The organism is Bradyrhizobium sp. (assembly GCF_030697065.1).
Classification (GTDB): Bacteria; Pseudomonadota; Alphaproteobacteria; order Rhizobiales; family Xanthobacteraceae; genus Bradyrhizobium.
Window position 1 is genome coordinate 1 of sequence record NZ_JAUYQU010000140.1, and the last position, 26,235, is coordinate 26,235.

The following is a 26,235-nucleotide window of genomic DNA, read 5'->3' on the forward strand; positions in this document are numbered from 1 at the left end:
ACAAAGACACGCCGGCCGTCGATGCCGACATCGAGTTCCATCCGCGCGATCATCTGCCGGATCGAGCAGGCCTCGCCGCTGTCGCGCGCGGTGTCCTCCGGATTGAACCAGTTGAAGCACCCGTTGCTGTTGTTGGACGACTGCTGCTGCGGCATCAGCAGCGCAAAACCGTAATGCCTCGCCAGGGTCGACCAGCCGGCGCCGAGATCGTAGCCGGCCGCCGTCTGTCCGCAACCGTGCAGAACGACGACCAGCGCCGGCACCGCCGCGCGGTGATCGGGAACGAATGAGAACATCCGTAGCGCGCCCGGATTGCTGCCAAAATCAGCGGTTTCCACCAGCGGGCTGTCGACGGGGGACCGCCGGTTTCGTCCAATGTCTCCCAACCCATTGAACCCATTGAGCTTAGGCAGATTTCGCAGGAATTCGATATTGTTGGCGAGGGACACCGGCAGCTCCTTCATGAGAGGCTTATCAACCCCATCAGGAGCAAATAGTTGCTGCACTGCAAAATGAAAAGGCCGTGTGCTGTCAATCCCGCTTTTAACGGCTTGTTGCTTAACAGGGGCCGCATCGGCGGCAGGAACGTGACGGAAGCGGCCACGTCGGCAGCGCGACAGATGCGCCGCCCTTTCACGCACGCGGCTGGGCAGCTGGCCCGATTGCTGCATAGCTAGCGCGCCGGCGCCTTGCAGCCATCTCGCGAGTTCGGGACCGCTTCCGATGTACGACTACGACATGCTGGTGATCGGCTCGGGACCGTCCGGCCGCCGCGCCGCGATCCAGTTTGCCAAGCTCAACCGGACGGTTCTGGTGGTGGAGAAGGGCCGCCGGGTCGGCGGCGTTTCGGTCCATACCGGCACCATCCCGTCCAAGACTCTGCGCGAAACCGTGCTCAATCTGTCGGGCTGGCGCGAGCGCGGCTTCTATGGCCGCTCCTACCGGGTGAAGCAGGATATCGGCGCGGTGGACCTGATCGCACGCCTGCAGAAGACGCTCGATCATGAAGTCGAGGTGCTGGAGCATCAGTTCAGCCGCAACGCCGTAAAGACCGCCTGCGGCGAGGCCCGCTTCGTCGGACCGAACCGGATCGAGGTGACAGCGGACAGCGGCGAGACCCGCCTGGTGTCTGCCGCCCATATCCTGATCGCCTGCGGCACGCGGCCGTTCCGGCCGGACTACGTGCCGTTCGACGGCAAGTCGGTGTTCGACAGCGACGAAATCATCGACCTGCCAAAACTGCCGCGCAGCCTCGCGGTGATCGGCGCCGGCGTGATCGGGGTTGAATACGCCACCATCTTCTCGGCGCTCGACGTGGCAGTGACGCTGATCGAACCGCGGCCGACCTTCCTCGACTTCATCGACAAGGAGCTGATCGAGGAGTTCACGCACGAGCTGCGCGACCGCAACGTTGCGCTGCGACTGGGCTCCGCCGTCAAATCGATCGAGCGCAACGAGAGCGGCAGCATCCTGACCAGATTGTCCGACGGCCGCAACGTCGTTTCCGAGATGCTGCTGTTCGCGGCCGGGCGCGTCGGCGCCACCGACCGCTTGAACCTCGAAGCCGCCGGCATCGCCGTCGACCATCGCGGCCGCATCGGGGTCGATCCCCTCACGCTGCAAACCAGCGTGCCGCACATCTACGCCGCCGGCGACGTCATCGGCTTTCCGAGCCTCGCCTCGACCTCGATGGAGCAGGGACGGGTGGCGGCCTGTCATGCGCTCGGCATGGAGCCCATGGCGCCGCCCGAATTCTTTCCCTACGGCATCTATTCGGTGCCGGAGATTTCGACCACCGGCCTCACCGAAGAAGAAGTGCGGACCCGCGGCATCCCCTACGAGGTCGGCGTCGCGCGATTCCGCGAAACCTCGCGCGGCCACATCATGGGACTCAATAGCGGCATGATGAAGATGATCTTCTCGACCAGGACCCGCCGCCTGCTCGGCGTGCATATCCTCGGCGAGGGCGCCACCGAGCTGATCCATATCGGCCAGGCCGTGCTCAATCTCAAGGGCACCCTCGACTATTTCATCCAGAACACCTTCAACTATCCGACGCTGGCCGAAGCCTACAAGATCGCCGGACTGGACGCCTGGAACCGGATGACGCGGTAGCGCGGAGCGGACGCGGAGAATTTGCTCCGAATGCCCGTTCCGCATTTCACATGCGCTTGTATCTGACGGCGGTCGGGGTCCTGGCGGGACCCGGCCGCGGCCATCGACGATGCTCGGGATCAGAATTCCGTCGCGCGGCCCGTCACCCATCCCTGCACGACAACCATGCAGCCGTGACGGCTTTCCGCGATTGCCTTGGCTCGCCCCGACCCGTAGTTTGGACCCAACCATCCAACAATAACAAATCCGGAGAGAACCCCCATGGCGCGCCTCAAGTTCGGAGCCTTCCTCGCCCCGCATCACCCGATCGGCGAGCATCCGATGCTGCAATTCCGCAGGGATCTCGACCTGGTCGAACAACTCGACGCGCTCGGCTATGATGAATTCTGGTGCGGCGAGCATCACTCCTCGGGTTGGGAAACCATCGCCTCGCCGGAAATGTTCCTGGCCGCCGCCGGCGAGCGCACCAAGCGCATCAGGCTCGGCACCGGCGTGGTTTCGCTGCCCTATCACCACCCCTACAACGTCGCGCAGCGCATGGTGCAGCTCGACCACATGACCGGCGGCCGCGCCATCTTCGGTTCCGGACCGGGCGCGCTCGCATCCGATGCGCACACGCTCGGCATCGACCCGATGACGCAGCGCGACCGCCAGGACGAGGCGATCGCGATCATTCGCCGGCTGTTCAACGGGGAGCGCGTCACCGCCAAGAGCGACTGGTTCACCATGAACGACGCCGCGCTGCAGATCCTGCCGCTGCAGGAGGAAATGCCGTTCGTGGTGGCCTCGCAGATCTCGCCGTCGGGCATGACGCTGGCCGGCAAATACGGCATCGGCATCATTTCGCTGGGCTCGATGTCGACGCAGGGCCTGATGGCGCTGCCGACGCAATGGGGCTTTGCCGAGGACGCCGCCAAAAAGGCCGGCACCGCCGTGAGCCGCACCAACTGGCGGGTGCTGCTGTCCTGGCACATCGCCGAGACCCGCGAACAGGCGCACCGCGAGGCGGGACCCGGCCTGATGCGCTGGCACAACGAATATAATGTCCGCACCCTGCAGCGGCCCGGCCTGGAGCCGTTCACATCGCCCGAGGACGCCGTGGAGAAGACCGCCGGCGGCGAGGCAGCGGCCTCCACCATCGGCACCCCCGACGATCTGGTCAAAACCATCAAGAACCTGATGGAAGTCTCCGGCGGCGTCGGCACCATCGTCGGCTTCGTGCACGACTGGGCCAATCCGGAAAATACCCGCCGCAGCTGGGACATGGTGGCGCGCTACGTGGTGCCGGAGATCAACGGGCACATCGCGAAACTGCGCGAGTCGCAGAAGTTCCTGATCGAGAACCGGGCGGTATTCGAACGCGCCGGCCAGGCCGTGATGGCCAAGATCATGGAAAACGACAAGGCCGCCGCGGCGCTTTCGCTCACCGGCCCCGGCCGGGTGGCGATTCCGACCATCAACGCGCCGGATCTGCAGAAGGAAGCCGCGAAAAGAAAGGCTTGAGGCGCCGGCGCTCGGCTCTGGTCGCGCGTTTGGCCCGACGGAGCACGCCGGGTCCTGCATGCGCCTTTGCTTGACTGCGACAAAGGTCTATTTTCGGGTGCAGGTTATGCCGATTCCGTCCCTCGCGAAGCCGCGATCGGGCGGGCAGAGTGGGACCAACCGGGAGCAACCGCGATGTCGATGCAAAGTGTGGCTTCCCCCGCGTTCACCTTCACGCCGCCGAAGCGCAATTCGCTGACGCATATTCCCGGCGACGAGGGCTGGCCGGTGATCGGCAAGACGCTTCACGTGCTCGCCGATCCCAAGGGCCAGGTCGAGCGCGCGGCGGCGAAATACGGGCTGGTCTATCGCAGCCACCTGTTCGGCGAGACCAGCCTCACGCTGCTCGGACCGGAAGCCAACGAGCTGGTGCTGTTCGACCAGGCCAAGCTGTTCTCCTCGACCCATGGCTGGGGCCGGATCCTCGGGCTGTTGTTTCCACGCGGCTTGATGCTGCTCGACTTCGAGGAACATCGCCTGCACCGGCGCGCGCTGTCGGTCGCGTTCAAATCCGGACCGATGAAGTCCTATCTCGGCGAGATGGATACCGGGATCGCGGCGCGGGTCGCGCAGTGGAAGGCGAAACCGGGACCGATGCTGTTCTATCCCGCCATGAAGCAGCTGACGCTGGACCTCGCCGCGACCTCGTTCCTCGGCGCCGACATCGGGCCCGAGGTCGACGATATTACCGGCGCCTTCGTCGACATGGTGGCGGCCTCGGTCGCCGTGATCCGCAAGCCGCTGCCCGGCACGGCGATGGCGCGCGGCGTCAACGGCCGCAAGCGCATCGTCGCCTATTTCTCCGAACAGATTCCGATCCGCCGCGCCAGAGGCGGCGGCGACGACCTGTTCTCGCAACTGTGCCACGCCACCCACGAGGACGGCGCGCTCTTGTCGACGCAGGATATCGTCGACCACATGAGCTTCCTGATGATGGCCGCGCACGACACGCTGACTTCCTCGCTGACATCGTTCATCGGCGCCCTTGCCGCCAATCCGCAATGGCAGGACAGGCTGCGCAACGAGATATCCGCATTGGGCGTCGCCGCCGGCGAGCCGACCAGCATCGACAATCTCGAGGCCATGAAGCTGACCGAGATGGCCTTCAAGGAAGCGTTGAGGATGAAGCCGCCGGTGCCGTCGATGCCGCGGCGCGCGGTGCGCGACTTCACCTTCAAGGGCTATGCGATTCCGGCCGGCGCCATGCTCGGCGTCAACCCGCTGTTCACCCACCACATGCCCGAGATCTGGCCCGATCCCGACACCTTCGATCCGATGCGCTTCACCGAGGAAGCGCAGCGCGGCCGCCACCGCTTCGCCTGGGTGCCGTTCGGCGGCGGCGCGCATATGTGCATCGGACTGCACTTCGCCTATATGCAGGCGAAATGCTTCGCGCGGCACTTCCTGCAGAATCTTGAGGTCTCGCTGGAGCCCGGCTACACCCCGGACTGGCAGATGTGGCCGATCCCGAAACCGCGCGACGGATTGCGGGTGACGCTGAAGCCGATGACGTGAGCCAACCAGGTCAGGATCAGGCGAGTGCCGGAGCACCGATGCCGACCACGTCGATGCCATCGATGCGTCCGCGAATCGGCAGGCGCCCGAGATCGCGAACCGCAAACGGCGGCGGCGAGTCGAACCTCTCCATCGCCGCGCGGGACGCCAGAAAGCCGCCATCGACATTGCGGCTGAGCTCCTCCAGCCGCGCGGCGGTATTCATCACGTCGCCGTTGAAAACGATGGCGCGCTTGACGTCGCCGATCTCTCCGATAATCACCGGCCCGTAATGCAGGCTGCCGCGAATCCGCGGCACCGCTCCGAATTCGCGTTCCAGCTGACCGGATGCGCGCGCCAGTTCATCGCGCATCGCGATGAAGCAGCGGAGCGGACGGCAGTCGATCGCTCCCGCGCCTTCCCGCCAGGTCACAATCACCTCGTCACCGACATAGTTGAGCACCTCGCCGCGATAGTCGACGACGGCAAGGGTGAGAAGGCGAAACGTCCGGTCGAGCAGGCGATGGATGCCGACGCCGCCGAGTCGCTCGGCCAGCCCCGTCGATCCAGCAATGTCGACGAAAAGAACGAAACGGTTTTCCTCGATCGGGGCGTGATATCGTCCGGTGACGAAATTCAGGAACGCGCGCGGCCCGATAATGTTGGCGATGCCGACGATGAGATTGGCTAGAATCACGAACACAACGGCGAAGACGATATTGATCCAGAATCCCTTGTGGGCTGGATCGACGGGAACGCCGGCGATGACGCTGCCAAGTTGAAAGAACAGGGTGGGGACGATAATGGCCGCGAAGATCGCACTCCGCACCAGCAATCCGGCGGTGAACGAAAGGCCGCCGAGCCACGGCCGCATCGGTCCTTGCAGGACGAACAGGGCGATGCCCGCGATCGGGACCGTGAGGAGTACTCCGTAAGAGACTCCCACCGCTATTCCCGCAAGGGAAGTAAAGCCGCGCGCGAGGGAGAAGGCGACGGACGCGACGACGCTGGCAACGACAATGATCGCGAACAGCTGCAGTCTTCGTTCAAGCCTTGCGTCCATACCGCCCGCACCCCGCGTTGCCTGGACGAAACCATACACGACCCGGCCGGCCGCCTGCGGTAATTCTATTCAATGAACGTCGTGAGCTGCGCGCCTTCGTCGGCCACGAACACCGCGATCAGTTCGGCGGGCTCGGTGTTGCTGGCGTTGGCCGAGACCAGATGGGTGGCGCCCGGCGGCTCGAAGAATGACTGACCGACCTTGAAGGTCTCGACCGGTCCGCCGCCGAGCTGGGAGCGGATCTCGCCCTTGGTGACATAGGCGGTGACCGAGCCCGCATGGCGGTGCGCGCGGGTGAATCCGCCGGGGCCATAGAACACCCGCACAATGGTGACTCGCTTGCCCGGCACGTTGGGCAGCGCGTAGGAGCCGATCGGCTCGACGGTGTCGAGCGAGGAACCTGTTGGCGCGCTGCTGACGCATAGCGGCGCGACGACCGCCGCGATGGCGTCCATCGTCGACGGCAAGGCCTTGCCGATCACGAAGGCGCAAGCGAGGCCGGCGATGACGGCCAGGTGAAACGGACGGGCTTCGGGTCGCGCGAACGACGTATTGAATGTTGCGGACATGGATGACTCTCCGGCTGGCTCTCCTGTCATTCCGGGGCGCGCGTGAGCGCGAACCCGGAATCTCGAGATTCCGGGTTCGATGCTTCGCATCGCCCCGGAATGACGAATTAGTCTACTTCCTGGCCGAACGCCTTACGCAGCGCCACATAGCCCTGCTGCTGCTGGGTCCAGTTGCGGCCGCCGGTGATGGCGCCGTCGATCACCAGATCATGGCCATTGATGAAACTGGATTCGTCGCTGGCGAGGAACACCGCGGCGTGGGCGATATCCTCCGGCAGGCCGGCGCGCGGGATCGGCTGCGCCGTCTTGTAGACTTCGCGCATGATGTCGGGAGTCCTTTCCGCCGCCTCGACCGGGAGGCCGAGCGCCTTGCCGATAATGCCGGTGGCGATCGCGCCCGGCGATATCGAGTTGACCCGGATGCCGGATTCGCCGAGCTCCATCGCCACGCATTTGGTGAGGTGGATGACGGCGGCCTTGGCCGCGCCATAGACCACCGACGACGAGAAGCCGGCGAGCCGACCGGCGATGCTGCCATTGTTGATGATGCTGCCGGAACCCTGGCGGCGCATATGGGGAGCGGCGTGTTTCATACCGAGCATCACACTGCGCACCAGCGTCGCCATTGCGGCGTCGAAGCGGTCGACCTCGAGGTCTTCGATGCCGCCGGTCTGCGCCGGGCCGCCGGCATTGTTGAAGAGGCAGTCGATACGGCCGAATTTTTCCACCGAAAGCGCGATCAGCGCGCGCATCTGCTCCTCGACGGTGACGTCGGTCTGGCGGAAGATGCAGCTGGCGCCGAGTTTCCTGGCCAGCGCCTCGCCTTCCGGCGCGCGGCGTCCGGCGATGACGATTTTGGCGCCTTCGGCGACGAATATCTCCGCGGTGCGGAGGCCGATCCCGCTCGTCGCCCCTGTGATCACCGCGACCTTGCCGTCCAGCCGTCCCATGTCGCTCTCCCCCTCATGATTGATCTTGATGCTGGATTTATCACCGACCCGCCGGAACCAGGCAAGCCATGCTTTATCGCGTAGGTGCGGCTGACACCGATTTCGGCCTGGACCGCGGAATTTCCGCTATGCTCGGCCTTATTTTGGATTCGCTGATCGGCTGATGTCAGTCATGGTGAAATTGATCGACGAATTCCGGCTGGGCTGGCGCGGAATATCCCAGCCGTCGCCGCTTCTGGGCATCGGATTTGCGTCCGGATGCCTCGCGCTGTCGACAGCGGCGCGGTGGGGCCTTTCCCTGGTCCGGCCGGATGTATTCTTCACCCCCTACTTTCCGGCCGTGGTCTTCGCCACCGCGTTCGGCGGCTTCCGGCTCGGGATCGCGACCGCGCTGGCCGGCGGCGCGCTTGGAATGACGGTAAATTTCAGCGAGGCTACGGCCGATTCTGCCAGGCTGGCGCTGCTGGCCGCCTATCTGGTCGTCTGCGGGCTGACGATATGGGGCGTCGAGCACTACCGGGCGATCGCCTCGCAGCAGCGGGAGATTTCGAAGCGGCTTATCCGGGAAGAGGAATATCGCAAGCTCATCGTCGGGGAGCTGCAGCACCGGCTGAAGAACAAATTATCGACCATTCACGCCGTTCTGCACCAGGTGCTGCATGATCGGCCGGAAATCTGGGCCGGCGTCGATCAGCGGCTGCGGGCGCTGTCCCGGACCGATGACCTGATCGCCAGCGTCGATGGGCTGGGTTGCGACATCAAGGATCTGCTGGTCTCCGAACTCGGACCATACGGTCATGTACGGTTCAACCTGAACGGAAATCCGCTGTTTCTTCCCGACAAGCTGGCGGTGAGCCTGGCTCTGGTATTCCACGAACTCGCCACCAACGCCGGCAAGTACGGCGCGTTTTCCTCCCCCCGCGGGCTCTTGCAGGTGTCGTGGACGGTGACCGGCGACCGGCTCATCATCACCTGGGACGAGACCGAGGGGCCTCCGATCGAAAGCGTCGGGGCGGCAGGCTTTGGCACCAAGCTGTTGAAATCGGCGCTCACTTCGTTCGACGGCAAGACCGAGATTGCCTTCCTGAAGACCGGGGTTCACTGCACGATGCAGTGCCGTATTCCCGCGAGCTGAGCGCCTCTTTTCAGAGCATCGGGCGCCTGTATTTGCCGACGACCTGCATTGCGAAATCGCATTAGAGTTCTGTTAATGACGATCGAGGCGGAGTCTGTTTGAACGCCAGACTCGCACAACTGATACCGACTTTTTGAGTTCCACTTAACCAAAACTACAAGAGCTTCCGTCAAAGTCGGTCGCATGCAAAGCCCGACCCAACACGACCTGCGGATCGCCGCGACCGACAGCGATAGCGCGTTCGCTCTCGCTAACGAATTGAGCATCCTGAGGGATGTGCTCAGAATGCTTCCGACCGGCGTGACGGTTCAGGACGAGCAGGGCCGCTTCCTGCTGGTGAACGACGCCGCCGCGACCCAACTCGGGATGGCCGGCAGCGAAACGGGAGCACCTGCCTCGAAGGAACTGGATCAGCGCCGCAAGACCGGCATCGAGCTGCTGCGCAGCGGCAGCCAGGCGATTTCGGAAGAATGCGTCAGCAGCGACCGCGCCAGACGGGTGTTTCTCACCACTCACCGGCCGGTTCGAATCGCGGATCGCAATCTGCTGCTGTCGAGCTCCGCCGACATCAGCGAACAAAAGGCGCTGGAGGATCACCTGTTCCGGTCGGCTTACTACGACGAACTGACCGGCCTGCCGAACCGGGGCGTGATCGAGCACCGCGCCAACAGCCTTTTGCACCGCGACCCGCCGCAGGGAAAGTTCGCGCTGGCGTTTCTCGACATCGACAATTTCAAGCACATCAACGACTATTACGGTCATCCGATCGGGGACGCGCTGCTGGTCGAAGTCGCCCGGCGGCTGGGGATGGACCTGCGCGATTCCGACATGCTGTCGCGGATCAGCGGCGATGAATTCCTGCTGCTGCTCAATCCGATCCAGAGCGAGCAGGAGGTGGCGGAATACATCCGGTTCACGCTGGAGCGGCTGAGGGCTCCGTACTTCATCGACGGATCGGAAATCTTCGCTTCGACCTCGATCGGGATCAGCCTTTTTCCCGAACACGGCCGCAGCTACGACCTGCTGCGCCAGAACGCCGATATCGCGATGTACCGCGTCAAGAACGACGGCAAGGGCTCCGCGGCCTTCTTCGACTCCAGCATGGAGCGCGAGGCGCTGGCGCGAATGAAGGTCGAGCAGTCGCTGCGGCTCGCTATCCTGGAGAAGCGCTTCTGCTGCGCCTTCCAGACCAAGGTCGACATCCGGACCCAGGACATCAAGGGCATCGAGGCTCTGGTGCGGCTGCGGGACGACGAAGGTGTCATTCAGGCCCCCGGAACTTTCGTCAATCTTGCGGTCGAACTCGGACTGATTGACGAGCTCACGCATCTGGTGCTGGCTGAAATCGTCAAGTCGATCGATCTGATCAACGAGACTTTCGGTTCCGGCGCCTCGATCAGCATCAACGTCGCCGCCAAGCAGGCCTGCAACCTCGAATTCATGCGGACGTTTGCGCTGGCGCTGGAGACCACCGGCTATCCCGAGCGCTTCATGATCGAGGTGACGGAGGACGCCTTCGTCACCAAGAGCCATTTCCAGGACGAGATCCTGCCGATGTTCCGGCGACTGGGGGTGCGGATTTCGATCGACGATTTCGGCACCGGCTACTCGTCCCTGTCGGCGCTGGCTGACATCACCGCCGACGAAATCAAGATCGACCGCTCGTTCATCACCGATATTCACAAGCGTCCGCGCAGCCAGGGCATCCTGCGGGCGATCGAATCGCTGAGCGAGGCGCTCGGCATGACCATGATCGCCGAGGGCATCGAGACTTTCGAGGAACTCGCCTATCTGCAGGCCGCCACCAAGATCCGCTATGCGCAGGGTTACTACTTCTCGCGGCCGATCTTTCTGGAAGAACTGCGGCCGGCGATACCCGTCGCCAGCGAGGCGCGCGCCAGCCTTTCGAGCCGCCCGCCGCAGGAGAGCCGCCCGGCCTATGCGCGCGCCGAGCGCTATCGCCGGTGAGGCGGCCGTCCCGTTTCTTCCCCGCCGGCGCGACGCGACGGCTCGAATCTCCACGCAACAGTCGTGAGGACGGTCGCACCAGCCTTATTTCGACGGGCTGGACGCGTCATTAAACCTTAAGTAACCGGATTTCCTAACGGGGCTGCCATTTGTGCATTGTATGCATTTCCCTTCAGGGAGAGGGGAATGCGCAAGTTGGCTTCCGGCGTGTGGGGCAGTTTTGCCGAGGCAATCGGCTCGCGTCGCATCCTCACGTCGAGCCGAGGGCCTATCTTCTCGCTGATCCTGTGCGGCGGCCTCCTGGTCGCGGCGATCGTCGTCGGCACCATGGTGATGGTCGGCGAATTTCGTGAACGGGCCCTCACCAACAGTGAGCGCGAACTCGACAACACCGTGCTGCTGCTGACCCGCCACTTCGACCAGCAGTTCGAAGACACCGAGATCATTGCCAGCGACGTGATCGCCAGGATGAAATTTTCAGAGATCGCCTCGGCGGAAACGTTCCGGACCTGGATGTCGAGCCATGACGCCCACCTGATCCTGAAATCCAAGGTCGGCGGCTTGTCCTATATCGGTGACGTCGGCATATTCGATGCGGACGGCAAGCTGATCAACTCGTCGGGAACCTGGCCGCTACCGGCCATCAGCATCGCCGATCGGACGTTTTTCAAGAACTTCAAGGCGGACGCCGAGTCGAAGATGGCCGTCGCCGATCCGGCTCGCAACCTTATGACCGGCGACTGGTCCACGGTCATCGCCCATCGGCTGAGCGGCCCGAACGGGGTTTTCCTCGGCGTGATGGCGCGGCGAATCGAATCCCGGCATTTCGAGCGATTTTTCGCATCGGTCGCGCTCGGCAAAGGTGCCGCGATTTCCATGTTTCACCGCGATGGAACCATGCTGGCGCGTCATCCCCATGTCGAAACGATGATCGGGCAAATATTCAGGGGCGCGCCGCTCCTCAGCAAAGTATTGAATGAAGGAGGCCGGCAAACCCTCCGCATCCAGAGCCCTGTCGATGCCATGAATCGGCTTGGTTCAGCGGCACCCTTGAGCCGTTTCCCGATGGTGATCGTCGCGACCACGACCGTCTCGGCGGCGCTGGCCAACTGGGAGGCGCAAACCAGATTCACGATTGCCGCAGCGGCGCTGACCGCGCTGGTGATCGCGTTCGTGCTGTTTCTGATCATCCGGCAGGTGACCCGCCAAAACCAGGAATCGCGGCAGCGGCTGAAGCTGCAGAAACAGCAGCTCGACACCGCCCTGAACAACATGACGCAAGGCCTCGTGCTGTATGACGCGTCGGCGCGCATCATCCTCTGCAACCGGCGCTACATCGACATGTACGGGCTGTCGACCGACATCGTCAGACCGGGTTGCCATTTTCGCGACCTGATCCAGCATCGTCAGGACACCGGATCCTACGACGGCGACGTCGACGAATTCTGTTCCGCCATCATGCGCAACGTTGCGCAGGGCAAGGTCACGCATATGACCATGGACAGCGGCGGGCGCTCGTATCAGATCGTCAACAAGCCGCTGGCGCAGGGCGGATGGGTCGCCACGATCGAAGACATCACGGAGCGCCGGAACCTCGAGCAGGAGCGCGACCGCAATTATGCCTTTCTGCGCCAGATCATCGACCACATCCCGACGCAGATCACGGTCAAGGACCTGCGCGATGGCCGCTACGTGCTGGCCAATCGGGTGGCGGAGACCCAGTTCGGGATGCCCCGCGACGAGATCGTCGGCAAGACCGCATTCGATCTGTTTCCCGGTGAGGTCGCGGACAACCTCACCGCGGATGACGAGAAGGCCATGACCAGCCCAGACGGCCTGTTCCTGGACGTCCGCGCGTCGCAAATACAGGGCCAGCGATTCATCACGTCAAAGCGCATCGGGATTCCGGACCAGACCGGCGATACCCGGTACCTGATCAACGTCGTCGACGACGTCACCGAGCGTCGGCGCGCCGACGAGAGGATCGCGCATCTCGCCCATTACGACGCCTTGACCGACCTGCCGAACCGGGTGCTGTTCCGCGACCAGATGGAGCGCGAACTGCAGCGAACGCGCCACGGCGAGCAGTTCGCCCTGCTTTATATCGATATCGACGAATTCAAGGGCATCAACGACTCGCTCGGACACCATGTCGGCGATGAGCTGCTGATGGCGGTGGCTGGCCGCATCCGGAACTGTCTCGGCGAATCCGATCTGATCGCGCGGCTGGGCGGCGACGAATTCGCGGTGATCCAGACCGGCATCGGCAGCGTCCGCGATGTCGTGGAATTCGTCACGCGCATTCATGAGGCGATCCGGCAACCCTATCAATGCCTCGGTCACCAGCTCTCCACCGACGCCAGTATCGGCATTGCGCTGGCGCCCCAGGACGGCACCGATCTGGATCAGTTGATCAAGAACGCCGACCTCGCGATGTATGGCGCCAAGGCCGGAGGACGCCGGACACACCGATTCTTCGAGCCGGCGATGGATGCCTGCGCCAAGGCGCGGCTCGCCATGGAGCAGGACCTGCGCCAGGCGCTGGTGGATGGCGGTTTTGAAATCCACTACCAGCCGCTGGTCGACCTTGTCAGCGACGAGGTGACGGGTTGCGAGGCCCTGCTGCGCTGGCGCCATCCCGAACGCGGCATGATCTCGCCCGCCGAATTCATCCCCGTGGCGGAGGATACCGGCCTGATCGTCGAACTTGGCGAATGGGTGTTGCGGACCGCCTGTACCGAAGCGACGGCCTGGCCGGATCATATTCGAATCGCCGTCAACGTATCGCCCGTTCAATTGAAGTGCCCGACGCTGGCGCTGAAGATCGTCAACGCGCTGGAGAACTCCGGCCTGCGGGCCAATCGGCTGGAAATCGAAATCACCGAGGCGGTGCTGATCCGCGACGACGAGACCGCGCTCGCGATCCTGCATCAGTTGCGCGACATCGGGGTTCGCATCGCGCTGGACGATTTCGGAACCGGTTTCTCCTCCCTGAGCTACCTGAAGCGCTTTCCGTTCGACAAGATCAAGATCGACAGTTGCTTCATCAGCGACATCACGGAAGTCAACGGATCGTCGGCGATCGTGCAGGCCGTGGTGAACATCGCCGCTTCCCGCAACATGACGACGACCGCCGAGGGCGTCGAGACGCAAGAGCAGAAGAAGCTGCTTCGCGCGCTCGGCTGCACCCAGATGCAGGGTTATCTGTTCAGCGCCGCAAAGCCCGGACCGGAGGTCAGGCAGCTGTTCGGCCCGTGCGACGCGGCGGCGACTGCCTGAAATAGCAGCGGAGTCTCAGTTCCGACCACGGAACCCGATGCAGCCAACGGCGTTTCCTTCCGTTGCAAGCGTCGTGTCCGTGGAGGCTCAGTGAACCGTCGGGATTTTCTGCAAGTGTCAGTTGCGTTGCCGTTGCTGGCGTCGTCGGCGCGGGGGCTTGTCACACCCGCAAACGCCCAGGCCGTCCCCTTCGAGCGGTCCAGCGTGCGGCAGATGGCACGTGATTCCGCCAGCAAGCCCTTCAAGGCGCCGGACAGCAAGCTGCCGGACCATCTGAAGGATCTCGACTACGACCGTTATCGCGCCATCCGCTTCCTGCCGGACCGCGCGCTGTGGCGCGATGAAAAACTCCCGTTCCAGGTTCAGTTTTTTCATCGGGGGTTTCTCTATTCGAACCGGGTGGATATTTATGAAGTCGCCAACGGCCAGGCGACCAGGGTGATTTATCAGCCCGACCAGTTCTCGTTCGGCGATACGCCTCCTCCCCAACCGGGCGTCGATCTCGGTTTCGGGGGCTTTCGCCTTCACGCCCCGCTCAACAGCGCGGATTATTATGACGAAGTCTGCGTATTCCTCGGCGCGAGCTATTTCCGCGCGGTGGCAAAGGGGGAACAGTATGGTCTCTCCGCGCGCGGGCTGTCGATCAACACCGGCCAGGCCAAGGGCGAGGAATTTCCTCAATTCAAGGCGTTCTGGATCGAAAAGCCGGCCGCCAATGCGACTTCCATCGTCGTGCACGCCTTGCTGGATGGCGAGAGTGCGGCCGCTGCTTACCGCTTCACGATACGGCCGGGCGAGACCACCGTCTTCGACGTCGAGATGGCCATCTATCCGAGGGTGAGCCTCGACCATGTCGGACTGGCGCCAATGACCAGCATGTTCTTCTTCGGACCCAACGACCGGATCGACGTCGATGATTTCCGTCCCGCGGTGCACGATTCCGACGGCCTCGCCATTCTCAACGGCAGGGACGAAGAATTGTGGCGCCCGCTGCATAATCCGCGCGACCTGCAGATCAGCATGTTTTCCGACCTCAATCCCCGCGGTTTCGGCCTGATGCAGCGGCAAAAGGATTTTGCAGCGTATCAGGACATCGAATCCGGCTTCGAACGGCGGCCGAGCCTGTGGGCGGAACCGATCGGCGACTGGGGCGAAGGCGCGGTGCAACTGATCGAAATTCCGACCAGGGAGGAAGTCCATGACAATATCGCCGCCTTCTGGCTCCCCAAGCGGCCGCTGGCAGCCAAGGGTGAGCACACCTACACCTATCGGCTGCACTGGGGACCGGACAATCCCAAGTCCACCTCGCTCGCGCGTTTCTCGCGCAGCGGCATCGGCGCGCGCGGCGAAGGTACCAAGCTTTTCGTGCTCGATCTGGTCGGCGAGAAACTGAAACGCGTGGACCCGAAGAAGATCCGCGGCGTCGTCACCGCCGAAAACGTCAAGGTTCAGAACATCGTAACCCAGCCGAACCCGGCGACGGGCGGCTGGCGCCTGAGTTTCGAGATTCCTGTCAGCAAGGCTCCCGTCGAGATTCGCGCGTCCTTGATGCAGGACAATGACGCGATCTCCGAGGTCTGGGTTTATCGATGGACACCCTGACATTTCCCAAGCGAGCCCCCGGCGGCGGCGAGCGGGTTGAGTTCCTGCCGCCGGAATCGACTCTCGAAATGTCGACGCAGGCGTTGCGGAATTTCGACAGAGCCGTGGGCGCGGCAGATTCCGGGCCGTCGTTCGCGCTCCGGCGCGCCTACATCTTCATCGGCACCGTGGCGCTGACGCTCGGCGGCTGCTACGAAATGTACCAGGTGTTGCAGGTAGGAGGCATCACCACGCTGGAAGCGATGGTGCTGGTTCTGTTCGTTCTGCTGTTCGCGTGGATCGCATTTTCGTTCATGTCCACGCTGGCGGGTTTCTTCGTGCTGCTTCTCCGGAAGCAGGATGCGCTGGGGATCGATCCCGACGCGCCGCTCCCGCAGGTCCGCAGCCGCAATGCGATGCTGCTGCCGACCTATAACGAGGACCCCTATCGGATCATGGCGCGGCTGCGGGCGATCCATGAGTCGGTCGGGGAAACCGGATGCGCGTCGCAGTTCGACTGGTATCTGCTGAGCGACACCACCAACCCCGCGATCTGGATCGCGGAGGAGAAATGCTTCCTGCAGCTTCGCCGCGACGTCGGCGCCGACGGGCTGTTCTATCGTCATCGTCCGGAGAACACCGCGCGGAAGTCCGGCAATATCGAGGACTGGATCAAGCGTTTCGGCGGCGGCTATGATCACATGATCATTCTCGACGCCGACAGCCTGATGACCGGCGACACCATCATTCGGCTCGCCGGCGCCATGGAAAGGCATCCCAACGTCGCCCTGATTCAGACCCTGCCGATCGTGGTCAATGCAACAACCCTGTTCGCGCGGTTGCAGCAGTTTGCCGGCAGGCTCTACGGCCCGCTGATCGCCGCCGGGATCGCGTGGTGGCACGGCTCGGAAGGCAATTACTGGGGGCACAACGCCATCATCCGGGTGCGCGCCTTCGCACAGGATGCAGGCCTTCCCGAATTGGGCGGACGCAAGCCGTTCGGCGGCCATATCCTCAGCCACGATTTCATCGAGGCGGCACTGATGCGGCGCGCGGGGTGGGCCATCCATATGGCGCCGGCGCTCGGCGGCAGTTTCGAGGAATGTCCGCCGTCGCTGCTGGATTTCGCGGCGCGCGACCGGCGATGGTGCCAGGGCAACCTGCAGCACCTGGCTGTTCTTCCGGCGCGCGGCCTGCACTGGGTGTCGCGGCTTCATCTCCTCACCGGCATCGGGTCGTATCTGACCGCCCCGCTCTGGCTGATCTTTCTGGCTCTGGGAATCCTGATTTCACTGCAGGCGCAATTCGTCCGGCCCGAATATTTCCCGAAGGGATTTTCGCTGTTTCCGCAATGGCCGGCACAGGATCCCGTGCTCGCCGCCTGGGTCTTCCTCGGCACCATGGGATTGCTGATCGTGCCCAAGCTGCTGGCCTTCGTGCTGCTGCTGTCGCAGCGCGAGACCCGAAAGCGCTTTGGCGGCGGTTTCGCAGCGCTGGCCGGCATCCTGATCGAAACCTTGCTGTCCAGCCTGATTGCGCCGGTGATGATGATCTTTCAATCCACCGCCGTCGGCGAGATTCTGCTGGGGCGCGATGCCGGCTGGCAGGTCCAGCGCCGCGACGATGGCGGCGTGCCGCGCGGCGAGACGGTGCGCAGATATGCGCTGCCAACGCTGGTCGGAGTCATCATGGCCATCGCCGCCTATGCGGTTTCGCTGCCGTTGTTGTTGTGGATGACACCGGTCATTGTCGGCCTTCTGCTGGCCATTCCGGTCGCGCTGCTGTCGTCGCGATCTTCAGTCGGAAACGGCCGCCCTCCGCTTCTGTTTGCCACGCCCGAGCAGACCACACCGCCGCAGGTTCTGGTCCGCGCCAACCAACTGGCGGCGGCCTCGCTGGACACGATCGGTTGTCCGGTACTGGAACTGCGCAACGATTCTGACCTGCTGGAAGCGCATCTGAACAACCTGCCCGCCGGCAAGCGCATCCGGGGGCAGGTCAATCCGCATCTTGCGATCGCCCGGGCGAAGATCGAGGACGCCGAAAGCCTGGAGGAGGCGCTGCGGTTTCTGAATACGCATCAGACGTTCGCCGTGCTCAACTCGCAGGCGCTGCTTCGGGCCCTGCTGGATTTGCCGATCAGCCCCGAGCCCGCCTCACACCTCGAACCGGCGTGCTGACATCCGTCGCTGTCGCGTTGTGGGACGAAGAGACGCCGGATTTTCCGCTAAGACTTTACTTGCCGCGATGCTAATGATCCCGCCATGGCCAACATCGAATCCCGCCTCGCCGTCCTCGGACTGATCCTGCCGCCGGCCTTCACGCCGCCGCCCGGCGTCGTGCTGCCCTTCGTCAATGTCCGACAAATCGGAAACCGTGCGGTGATCGCAGGGCACGGGCCGCAGAGTTCGGACGGCCAGATCGCCGGGCCGCTCGGGAAGGTCGGAGCCGAGCTGACCCTCGAGCAGGGCTATGCGGCCGCAAGGCTTACGGCGCTGTCGATGCTGGGCTCTCTCAAGCGCGCGCCCGGCGAGCTCGACCGCATTTCGCATTGGGTGCGGATTTTCGGCATGGTCAACTCCGCGCCCGGCTTCGTCCGGCAACCCGCCGTCATCAACGGTTTCTCCGACCTCATCCTCGAATTATGGGGGCCGGAGGCCGGCGCCCATGCCCGCAGCGCCGTGGGCATGGCCGAATTGCCGTTCGGGATACCGGTGGAAATCGAAGGCGAGGTCCAGATCGCGGATTGACCGCAAATTCATATGATTGTCCGGCAGATTATCATAGTCTCTGCGAATGTCGGCTCCTCCAGCTTCGAAGCAACCGCATGCAACCTGTTTCCATCCTTCTGAACATTTTCTGGATTCTGCTCGGCGGCGCGTGGATGGCCTTTGGCTGGATCATCGCCGCCGTCATCATGGCCATCACCATCATCGGCCTGCCCTGGGCAAGGGCCGCGTTCAATATCGCGGTCTATACCCTGCTGCCGTTCGGCTCCCGGGCGGTGCGCCGCGACGAGGTCACCGGTGAGCCCGATATCGGCACCGGCCCGCTCGGCATGATCGGCAATTTGATCTGGCTGGTGCTGGCAGGCTGGTGGCTCGCCCTCGGCCACCTCGTCACCGCGGTCATCCTGGCGGTGACCATTATCGGCATTCCCTTCGCCTGGGCGCACATCAAACTCGCCGGCATCGCGCTCTGGCCGATCGGCAAGGTGATCGTGCCGGCCTAGCTACGCCGCCAGCCGGCCGCGATTGTTCTCGGCCAGAATGGGGCGGATCAGCCGGCCAAAGCGCTCGGCTTCCTCGTCGTGCAGATAGCCCGACAGGCAAAACGAATGGCAGCCGGCGTCGATGAATTGCTGCAAGGTGTCGGCGCATTGCGCGGGATTGCCGACCACCGCGATGCCGGCGCCGGGCCGCACCTTGGTGATGCCGGTCCACAGATGCGGCATCAGCAGATCGCCGTGCTCGCGGGCGAGTTCCTGCACCCGCCGGTTGGCCTCCGATTTGTTGTAGAGCGTCTTCATCTCCTGCTTCTGACGCTCGGTGGCATTGCGCACCAGCACGTCGGCGGCCTCCCACGCGTCCGCTTCGTCTTCGCGACAGATCACCTGCAGCCGCATGCCGAAGCCGATGGCCTTCTCGCGGCCATGGGCCCGCGCCATCTCCCTGATCTCGGCGATATTGGCGGCGATGCGTTCCGGCAGGTCGCCCCAAAACAGGTGCACGTCGGAATGCTTCGCCGACATTTCCCAGGCCGGCCGCGAACCGCCGCCGAGATAGAATTTCGGAAATGGCTGCTGCAGCGGGCGCGGCCTTATATGCGCGCCGGACAAATTATGAAACTTGCCGTCGAAATGCAGCGGGCCACGGGTGGTCCACAGCGCTTTCAGGATCGAGACCTCCTCCTCCATCAGCGCATAGCGCTCCTCCTTGCCGTAGCGCACGCCCTCGCCCTCGACCTCGCTCTCGTTCTGGCCGGCAATCAGGTTGATGCAGATGCGTCCGCCCGACAAATGGTCGAAAGTCGAGATCATCTTGGCCAGCAGCACTGGATTGATATAGCCGGGCCGGGCCGCGATCAGCGGCTTTATCCTGGACGAACGCGCCGCCATGAAGGCGCCGGTGATCCAGGCCTCCCAGCACACCGAGCCGACCGGGATGAGCAGATACTCAAAGCCCGCGGCCTCGGCGGCCTGCACCACGCGGTCGCACAATTCGGGCGATCCCGGCACCTGCGCCTCCGGAAGGCCATAGGCCGTGGTGTCGCCGTGCGTGGGCAGGTACCAGCCGAATTCGAGCGGACGCATGCAGTTTCTCCCTGAAGGCGGCTTCGCCGCGCAGTTTTCTCAAGGAGCAGTTTACAGCCTGGGTCCCGCGGAACAATCGGATACGTAGCGGTTCAGGGGCAGATATAGCCGACGCCGCTCGGATTCTTGAAGCAACCGACCGATTCCGGCAGCAATTGCTTGGGCAGCCACAGCACTACTTCGGGAAAGAAGATGCAGAACGCGATCGCACCCAGGAACACGAAGTAGATCGGAAGCGACGCCAGCATCGCCTTGCCAAAGCGCACCCCGACGAATTTCGACGCCATCAGCAGCGCCAGGCCGTAAGGCGGCGTGATCAGCCCGAACGCCAGCGTGACGATGATGACGACGCCCATGTGCACCGGGTTGATGTCGGTGCTCTGGGTGAGGTCGGAAATGATCGGCATGAAGATGATGATGGCAGGGATCGCGTCGATGAAGTCGCCGACGATGATGAACAGCACGACCAGCAGCAGCATGATCATGAAGGGATCGCCGCCGGCCGCCGACGATATCCAGCCCGACACGACCGCCGGCCCGCGCAGATAGGCCAGCATCCAGCCGAACATCGATGCGGCGCCGATGGTGATGAGCGGAATGGAATAGAGCAATCCGGTCAGCGCCATGTCGCGCGGCAGATACCTGATATGACCCGGATTGAGCAGCGGAATCGCGACGAACAGGATGTAGGCCACCGCGATGATACCGGCCTCGGTCGGCGTGAAGTGCCCGGTCAGGATGCCGCCCATGATGATGAACGGAATCATCAGCGGTATAGCCGCCTGCCTGGTGGCGATCGCGAATTTGCCGAATGTCGCCCGCTTGTGCTTGAGGCCGACCGGGCCGAAGAAGTGGCTGTAGATCATCAGCCCGATGCCGACGAACACGCCGGGTACCACGCCGGCAAGGAATAGTCCGCCGATCGAAACATTGCCGGTCGCGCCATACACCACGGCCATGATGCTGGGCGGAATCAGGTTGGCCATGGTCGAGGCGGCGGCGATCAGCGCTGCCGTGAAGGCGAGGTCGTAGCCTTCCCGCTTCATCTCCGGCGCCAGGGTGCGCGACAGGATGGCGACGTCGGCGGCGGACGAGCCGGAAATGCCGGCGAAGAACATGCTGAAGATCGTCACCACCTGCGCCAGACCGCCACGCAAATGTCCGACCAGCGTCTGCGACAGCGTGATCATGCGGGAGGTGACGTTGGCCGACGTCATGAGATCGCCGACCAGCAGGAAGAACGGTATCGCCAGCAGCGCTTCGGTGTCCATGCCGTTGAAGAGCTGCGCCATCATCGAGGCGAGGCTGACCGGGGTGAACGCCGTCACCACCAGCACCGACGCGATCAGGGCGAATGCCACCGGCACGCCCATATAGCCGAGGAACAGGAACAGAAATCCCATCAGGAAGATGAGTCCGCCATTGGTGGTCACAGCGCCTTCCTCTTCTCGTCGGTGGGCGTCGTGCCGGCGAAGCCGTGCTTCCAGCCGTTGACCATCTGCTCGACGATGAAAATGGAGACCAGCACACCGCACAGGGGAATCGCCGCATACAGGCTGGACAGCGGCGTCATCGAGGGCATGCGAAGGCTCTTGAAGCCGTCGAGAAAGTTCAGATAGCCGAAATAGACCATGCACAGCGCGACGCCGAGCACGACCAGCCGGTTGAACATCTCGAAGAACAGCCGCCTGTTGCCGGTCAGCGACTCCGCCAGCACGGCGAGATAGAGGTGGTCGTTGCGCCGCGTCGCCGCGCCGACGCCGATGAAGATGCCGTAGATGAAGAAGGTCATGGTCGCCTCCTGGAGCCAGAGCCAGGGATGACCGATGGTGCGGGTGACGACGTCACACATTACTAGCACGGAGAAGCCGGTAATGGCGACGCCGCACAGAATCATCAGGACCTGTTCGAGCCAGTCGAGCGCGCGCCATTTCAGGTACCGCTGCTCCTCCAGGACGAGGCTCTTGAATGCGCGCATAGTCTATTCTCGAATCCGGATGTCGGGCGCCGCGAAGCGGAGAGCTTCTCCCTCCCCGCTTCGTGAGCGCGCCGCCTATTTGACGTTGCGCACCATGCCGAGGACCTTCACGGCGTTCGGGCCGAGGTCCGACGCCAGCTTGTCCTGGATCGGCTTGCTGATTTCGGCGAAGCCCGATTTGTCGACGTTCTTGACGACCTTGACGCCGATCTTCTGCAGCTTCGCCAGCGCTTCGTGCTCAAGCTTGAAGGCGGCGGCGGGCTCGTTGCGGCTGACCTCGTCGGCGGCGGCCTGCACCCATTTCTTCTGCTCGTCGGTGAGGCTGCTCCACACTTTGTCGCTGACGAACAGCGCGGCATTGTTGGCTTCGTGCTCGGTGAGCGAGAGCACCGGCGCCGGCTCGTAATGCTTGTTGACGAGATAGTTGTTGATGCCGTTTTCGGCCATGTCGACGACGCCGGTCTGCAGCGAGGTGTAGACCTCGCCGAACGGCATATGCACCACCTGGGCGCCGTAGGCCGGAAACAGCGTATCTTCCGTGACGGTGGCCTGGACGCGAACCTTGAGACCCTTGATATCGGCGACCTTCTCCACCGCCTTCTTGCCGTACATGTGCCGCAGGCCCTGCGACCCCAACCCGAGCATATGCGCCCCCTTCATCTTGGCCGCGTACAGCTCCTTCATCGCTGCGATCACGGCGGGATCGCCGAGGACCTTGATGGCGTGGGCTTCGTCACGGAAGATGAAGTGGATCGAGAATACGCCGGATTCCGGCTGTGCGGTCGAGGCGTTGGCGGTCGACAGCATCACGAAGTCGATGTCGCCGGTCTGCACCTTTTGCAGCGTCTGCGCCTCGGTGCCGAGCTGGGCGCCGGGATATTGATTGATCGACAGCGTGCCCTTGCTGAGTTCGCCCAGCTTCTTGTTGAACATTTCGGCGCCGATGCCGTAACCGCTGTTCTTGGGCTGGTCGTAGGCGAACGAGAACTCGCGCTTTTGCGCCAAGGCTGCGGTCGAGGCCATCGCCAGCGCGGCGCCGAGCAGAATGCCGCGCGCAAGCGGCAGATACCGTGAAACGGACATTGAATTCCTCCCCTGCTGTCGCCGCTTTTGCGGACTGATGGTTCGCCGGACAGGTGCCCGGCCGCGGCAGTATCGACCGCGGCGATGTTGCACACAAGATAGTTTTTTAGATTGTATACTATTTGGGAGAATGGCAGGCTGCGGCGATGGCGACCGCTCGAATTTCCAGAAAGCCGCCGTCCCGCAGGGACGCGGCGGCCTCTGCAGGCATGTCACCCGCGGTGGCCGGCCCCCAGCCGCGCGAGCCATCGATCGCCGACCTGATCGTGCGAAAGCTCGAGGAAGACATCGTGCTCGGCCGGCGGCATCCGCGCGAGCGGCTGGTCGAGCAGGACCTGTGCACGGCTTTCGATACCCATCGCGGCGACGTCCGGCTCGCACTGTTCGAACTGGAGAAGATGGGAATCGTCGAGCGGATCCCGAACCGCGGCGCCATCGTGCGCGATCTGAAGCCGCGCGAGGTGGCGGAGATCTACGACGTGCGCGAGGAACTCGAGGTGATGGCGGTGCGCATCCTGCCGTTTCCGGTGCCGGACGCGGATCTCGCCAGGCTTGAGGCGATCCAGCACGAGCACGGCATGGCCGTCGACGCCGGCGACCTGCTGGAGGTGTTCCACAGCAATGTCCGGTTTCATCGCGCCTTGTTCGGCCTGTGCGGCAACACCAGCCTGATCGAAACCATCGAATATCTGGCGCAGAAGGTCTCAGGCATCCGGTCCTATGCGCACGCCAAGCCGGAGGCGCTGAACGACTCCCGCCGCGATCATATCGCCATGATCAAGGCGCTGCGGAATTCGCGCCGCGACGACCTGATCAGGCTGACGCGCCGGCATCTCAAGCCCGCGGTGCGGGCCTATATCGATGCCTACCGGCGACGCTTCGGTGACGGCGGCTCCGCAGCCTGAGCCATGGCGCGCAGCCATGACTATTTCACGTCGGTCCCTTGAGCCGCTCGCGATAGGCCTCCAGGCCCAAACGGACGTCCTTGTCCTCGACCCATTCGCCGCTCTCATCCATCACGCCGGTCTCCAGCATCGCGGCGGCGCAGGGCCAGTGCAGATCGACCCAGCGCGGGACATCGGCCTCCGCCATGCCGCTGCGGCGGCAGATCCGCTCGGCCATCTCGCGGGCCAGTGGTTCGATGTTGGAAGAACTCATGCAATCATCATCGGCTGAGTGGCGGTCGTGACGCCCGGTTATACCGGAACAGCGCCGACAGCATGGCAGACCGGCGTCATCGATCGGTTGCCGGACTTGCGGTGGCGAGGATGGCTTCCATCGCAGGATTGCCCTCCGCCTCTAGCGTGGCGATGGCTTCGCGCGCCCAGAGATAGGACGCATCGAAGATCTCGGTATGGCGTTCGAACTCGGTGACGCCGATGTCGGGCGAAAACGGCGGCCGCATCACATGATCGTGCGGCGCGGTCGGCAGCGTATCGTAGCGCTGATGCGCCACCAGGCTTCGCCACAGCACGTTGACCGCGCTCGGCGCCGCGGGCAACAGCTTCTTGCGGAACGGCGTCAGCATCGCCAGAACGAGTTCGAACCGCCCGGGCAGTTCGGCGTAGTCGACGTCGAACATCTCCTCGGCGGGATCGCCGAAATGCACCACCAGATTGGGGCCGCTCTTCAGCTGGTGCATCTGTGCCAGCGGCACATTGTCGATCAGGCAGCCATCGACCAGCATCGCGCCGTCAGGCGTATAGAACGGCGGCAGCAGTCCAGGGATCGCGCTGGAGGCGCGTACCGCTTGCCACAGCAGCCCCGAGCGGATCAATTCGAGATTATGGGTGGACAGATTGGTCGCGACCGCCGCGAACGGCCGCCAGCAATCCTCGATCCGGCATTGATCGCCATATTGATCCGCCAGCGCGCGATCGAACGCCTTGTGATCGAGCAGGGCATAGCGCGGCCAGGTCGGCCGCCGGAAGCTGCGGCTCCTGACGAAGATTTCATGGGTGCCGCGCTCGAGATGATCGGCCTCGTGATTCTTGGCGAAGCCCGCCGCCATCGCCGAGCCGACGCTGGTGCCGACGAAGATATCGAACACGACGCCGCGCTCGCGAAATGCCTTGTAGATACCGACATGCGCGGAGCCGAAGGCGCCGCCGCCGGCCGCGACGAAACCGAGCGCGCGCCCGGACATGAAGCGGATCAGGCTGTCGATATCGGCCTGGTCCTGGAGCGCGACATGGTGATTCATGAAGCAGGGCAGACGCGTGAGCCAGGCCGCAGTGCCGCTGACCTCGCCGCTGCGCCGTTCGTGAACGCGGACCAGGCGGCGCGCCGAGGCGGGATGAATCCTGCAGGCGAAGCTCTCGACCTCGGTCAGCACGCCGGCGACCGGCGCCTTGCCATGCGTCACAAACACGACCATGTCGGCCTGGCGAATGGCCTTGCGGGTCCAGATCGAATCTTCGCTGCCGCCGAGATAGACCACCAGCGGCGCGGTCTGCTCGATCCTGTTGAGCCAGGCGGTGACGTCAGCCGAATCCAGCGCCCGGCCGGGAAACATGGCCTCGAGGCGGGCGGGATCGACGATCTCGGCATTGGTGGCCGCAAGTCCGGCGCGCAGGCGGCGATCGAACGCCGGCGGGATGGTTTCATGGCCGCCCTGGATCAGCGCCACCGTTCGCGCCGTCGGCGAAGCGCGGATCGGGGTGATGCGCGACGTTTCCCGGGCGAAGCGCAGCGCCAGCGCCGCGAGCACCGCCTCGAGGATCGCCGGGGTGTGCTCGGCCAGTTGGTGATAGGCCGCGCGCGTCAGCACCAGCACGCTGGTGTCGCGGATCGCGATCACATCGGCGGTGCGCGGCACATTGGCGAAGAAGCCGATCTCGCCGACCAGTTCGCCGGCGCGAAGCTCGGCGATCGGCGCGGCATCGCCCGATTTGCGGACCGCGAGCGCGCCATGCAGCACGATGAACAGGGCGTCCGAAGGCTCGCCCTGCCCCACCAGCAACTGCCCGCGCACCAGATCGCGGCGGACCATGGCGCGAACGGCGATCCGCCGCTGTTCGGAACTGAGCGTTCTGAACAGCGCGAAATCGTCGGACACGTTTCCCCCTGCAAATGTCGAGCTCAGCCCATCCATCGGCCATCCCGGTTCTCGTTGGCGCCAATGTATCGCCGGCCCGCCGTCACGGCGAGCGATTTAGGATTTGCT

At 63.8% G+C, this 26,235-nt stretch carries 21 protein-coding genes; 11 read left to right on the forward strand and 10 right to left on the reverse strand.

Annotation, left to right across the window (positions count from 1 at the left end):
• On the reverse strand, positions 1–464 hold a 464-nt coding region (locus Q8R73_RS11195), incomplete at its 3' end, for a PHB depolymerase family esterase (protein ID WP_305719655.1).
• Between the two features lie 259 nt (positions 465–723).
• Here Q8R73_RS11195 and sthA point away from each other — a divergent pair.
• The 3 genes from sthA (at position 724) to Q8R73_RS11210 (ending at position 5,172) form a co-directional block, all read left to right on the forward strand.
• The gene (sthA, locus tag Q8R73_RS11200) at positions 724–2,115 is read left to right on the forward strand and encodes a Si-specific NAD(P)(+) transhydrogenase (protein ID WP_305719607.1); all 1,392 of its coding nucleotides are present in this window, start codon (positions 724–726) and stop codon (positions 2,113–2,115) included.
• A gap of 261 nt (positions 2,116–2,376) precedes the next feature.
• Positions 2,377–3,618: an LLM class flavin-dependent oxidoreductase gene (locus tag Q8R73_RS11205; RefSeq protein ID WP_305719608.1), complete on the forward strand. Its 1,242-nt coding sequence runs from the start codon at positions 2,377–2,379 to the stop codon at positions 3,616–3,618.
• Between the two features lie 174 nt (positions 3,619–3,792).
• Entirely contained in the window at positions 3,793–5,172 is a 1,380-nt protein-coding gene (locus Q8R73_RS11210) for a cytochrome P450 (RefSeq protein ID WP_305719609.1), read from the forward strand.
• 16 nt (positions 5,173–5,188) lie between these two features.
• Here Q8R73_RS11210 and Q8R73_RS11215 read toward each other — a convergent pair whose 3' ends face one another.
• The 3 genes from Q8R73_RS11215 to Q8R73_RS11225 all read right to left on the reverse strand — a co-directional run bounded on the left by Q8R73_RS11215 (position 5,189) and on the right by Q8R73_RS11225 (position 7,733).
• Complete coding sequence (locus Q8R73_RS11215; RefSeq protein WP_305719610.1) at positions 5,189–6,214, reverse strand: adenylate/guanylate cyclase domain-containing protein; 1,026 nt, start codon at positions 6,212–6,214, stop codon at positions 5,189–5,191.
• A 65-nt stretch (positions 6,215–6,279) separates the two neighbouring features.
• Positions 6,280–6,783 (reverse strand): cupin domain-containing protein, encoded by a 504-nt coding sequence (locus Q8R73_RS11220; protein ID WP_305719611.1) that lies wholly within the window; start codon positions 6,781–6,783, stop codon positions 6,280–6,282.
• A gap of 107 nt (positions 6,784–6,890) precedes the next feature.
• The gene (locus Q8R73_RS11225) at positions 6,891–7,733 is read right to left on the reverse strand and encodes an SDR family NAD(P)-dependent oxidoreductase (RefSeq protein ID WP_305719612.1); all 843 of its coding nucleotides are present in this window, start codon (positions 7,731–7,733) and stop codon (positions 6,891–6,893) included.
• 172 nt (positions 7,734–7,905) lie between these two features.
• Between Q8R73_RS11225 and Q8R73_RS11230 the strand changes: the two genes are divergently transcribed.
• The 7 genes from Q8R73_RS11230 to Q8R73_RS11260 all read left to right on the forward strand — a co-directional run bounded on the left by Q8R73_RS11230 (position 7,906) and on the right by Q8R73_RS11260 (position 18,928).
• The gene (locus Q8R73_RS11230) at positions 7,906–8,868 is read left to right on the forward strand and encodes a sensor histidine kinase (RefSeq protein WP_305719656.1); all 963 of its coding nucleotides are present in this window, start codon (positions 7,906–7,908) and stop codon (positions 8,866–8,868) included.
• A gap of 285 nt (positions 8,869–9,153) precedes the next feature.
• The gene (locus tag Q8R73_RS11235) at positions 9,154–10,836 is read left to right on the forward strand and encodes a bifunctional diguanylate cyclase/phosphodiesterase (RefSeq protein ID WP_305719613.1); all 1,683 of its coding nucleotides are present in this window, start codon (positions 9,154–9,156) and stop codon (positions 10,834–10,836) included.
• A 186-nt stretch (positions 10,837–11,022) separates the two neighbouring features.
• Positions 11,023–14,115, forward strand: a complete 3,093-nt coding sequence (locus tag Q8R73_RS11240; protein WP_305719614.1) for an EAL domain-containing protein — start codon at positions 11,023–11,025, stop codon at positions 14,113–14,115.
• A 90-nt stretch (positions 14,116–14,205) separates the two neighbouring features.
• Positions 14,206–15,717 (forward strand): glucan biosynthesis protein, encoded by a 1,512-nt coding sequence (locus Q8R73_RS11245; RefSeq protein ID WP_371126080.1) that lies wholly within the window; start codon positions 14,206–14,208, stop codon positions 15,715–15,717.
• Positions 15,705–17,876: a glucans biosynthesis glucosyltransferase MdoH gene (mdoH, locus tag Q8R73_RS11250; protein WP_305719615.1), complete on the forward strand. Its 2,172-nt coding sequence runs from the start codon at positions 15,705–15,707 to the stop codon at positions 17,874–17,876. Before Q8R73_RS11245 ends, mdoH begins: the two co-directional genes overlap by 13 nt.
• Before the next feature lie 84 nt (positions 17,877–17,960).
• Entirely contained in the window at positions 17,961–18,446 is a 486-nt protein-coding gene (locus Q8R73_RS11255; RefSeq protein ID WP_305719616.1) for a RidA family protein, read from the forward strand.
• A 77-nt stretch (positions 18,447–18,523) separates the two neighbouring features.
• Entirely contained in the window at positions 18,524–18,928 is a 405-nt protein-coding gene (locus tag Q8R73_RS11260) for a YccF domain-containing protein (protein WP_305719617.1), read from the forward strand.
• Here Q8R73_RS11260 and Q8R73_RS11265 read toward each other — a convergent pair whose 3' ends face one another.
• The 4 genes from Q8R73_RS11265 to Q8R73_RS11280 form a co-directional block, all read right to left on the reverse strand.
• On the reverse strand, positions 18,929–20,008 hold the full coding sequence (locus Q8R73_RS11265; protein ID WP_305719618.1) for an LLM class flavin-dependent oxidoreductase: 1,080 nt from the start codon (positions 20,006–20,008) through the stop codon (positions 18,929–18,931). It lies immediately after the preceding gene.
• A gap of 92 nt (positions 20,009–20,100) precedes the next feature.
• Entirely contained in the window at positions 20,101–21,411 is a 1,311-nt protein-coding gene (locus Q8R73_RS11270; RefSeq protein WP_305719658.1) for a TRAP transporter large permease, read from the reverse strand.
• Between the two features lie 26 nt (positions 21,412–21,437).
• Positions 21,438–21,986 carry a TRAP transporter small permease gene (locus tag Q8R73_RS11275; RefSeq protein WP_305719619.1) on the reverse strand — a complete coding sequence of 183 codons (549 nt, stop codon included), beginning with the start codon at positions 21,984–21,986 and terminating at the stop codon, positions 21,438–21,440.
• Between the two features lie 75 nt (positions 21,987–22,061).
• Positions 22,062–23,069, reverse strand: a complete 1,008-nt coding sequence (locus Q8R73_RS11280) for a TRAP transporter substrate-binding protein (protein WP_305719620.1) — start codon at positions 23,067–23,069, stop codon at positions 22,062–22,064.
• Between the two features lie 209 nt (positions 23,070–23,278).
• Here Q8R73_RS11280 and Q8R73_RS11285 point away from each other — a divergent pair, with 209 nt between their 5' ends.
• Complete coding sequence (locus Q8R73_RS11285; RefSeq protein ID WP_305719621.1) at positions 23,279–23,974, forward strand: GntR family transcriptional regulator; 696 nt, start codon at positions 23,279–23,281, stop codon at positions 23,972–23,974.
• Positions 23,975–23,999: 25 nt separating this feature from the next.
• On the opposite strand, the gene Q8R73_RS11290 is transcribed toward Q8R73_RS11285, so the two are convergent.
• Both Q8R73_RS11290 and Q8R73_RS11295 read right to left on the reverse strand, forming a co-directional pair.
• A complete protein-coding gene (locus tag Q8R73_RS11290; RefSeq protein ID WP_305719622.1) occupies positions 24,000–24,227 on the reverse strand; it encodes a hypothetical protein in 228 nt (75 codons plus the stop codon).
• A 76-nt stretch (positions 24,228–24,303) separates the two neighbouring features.
• Positions 24,304–26,127 (reverse strand): cyclic nucleotide-binding and patatin-like phospholipase domain-containing protein, encoded by a 1,824-nt coding sequence (locus Q8R73_RS11295; RefSeq protein WP_305719623.1) that lies wholly within the window; start codon positions 26,125–26,127, stop codon positions 24,304–24,306.
• Between the last annotated feature and the right edge of the window lie 108 nt (positions 26,128–26,235).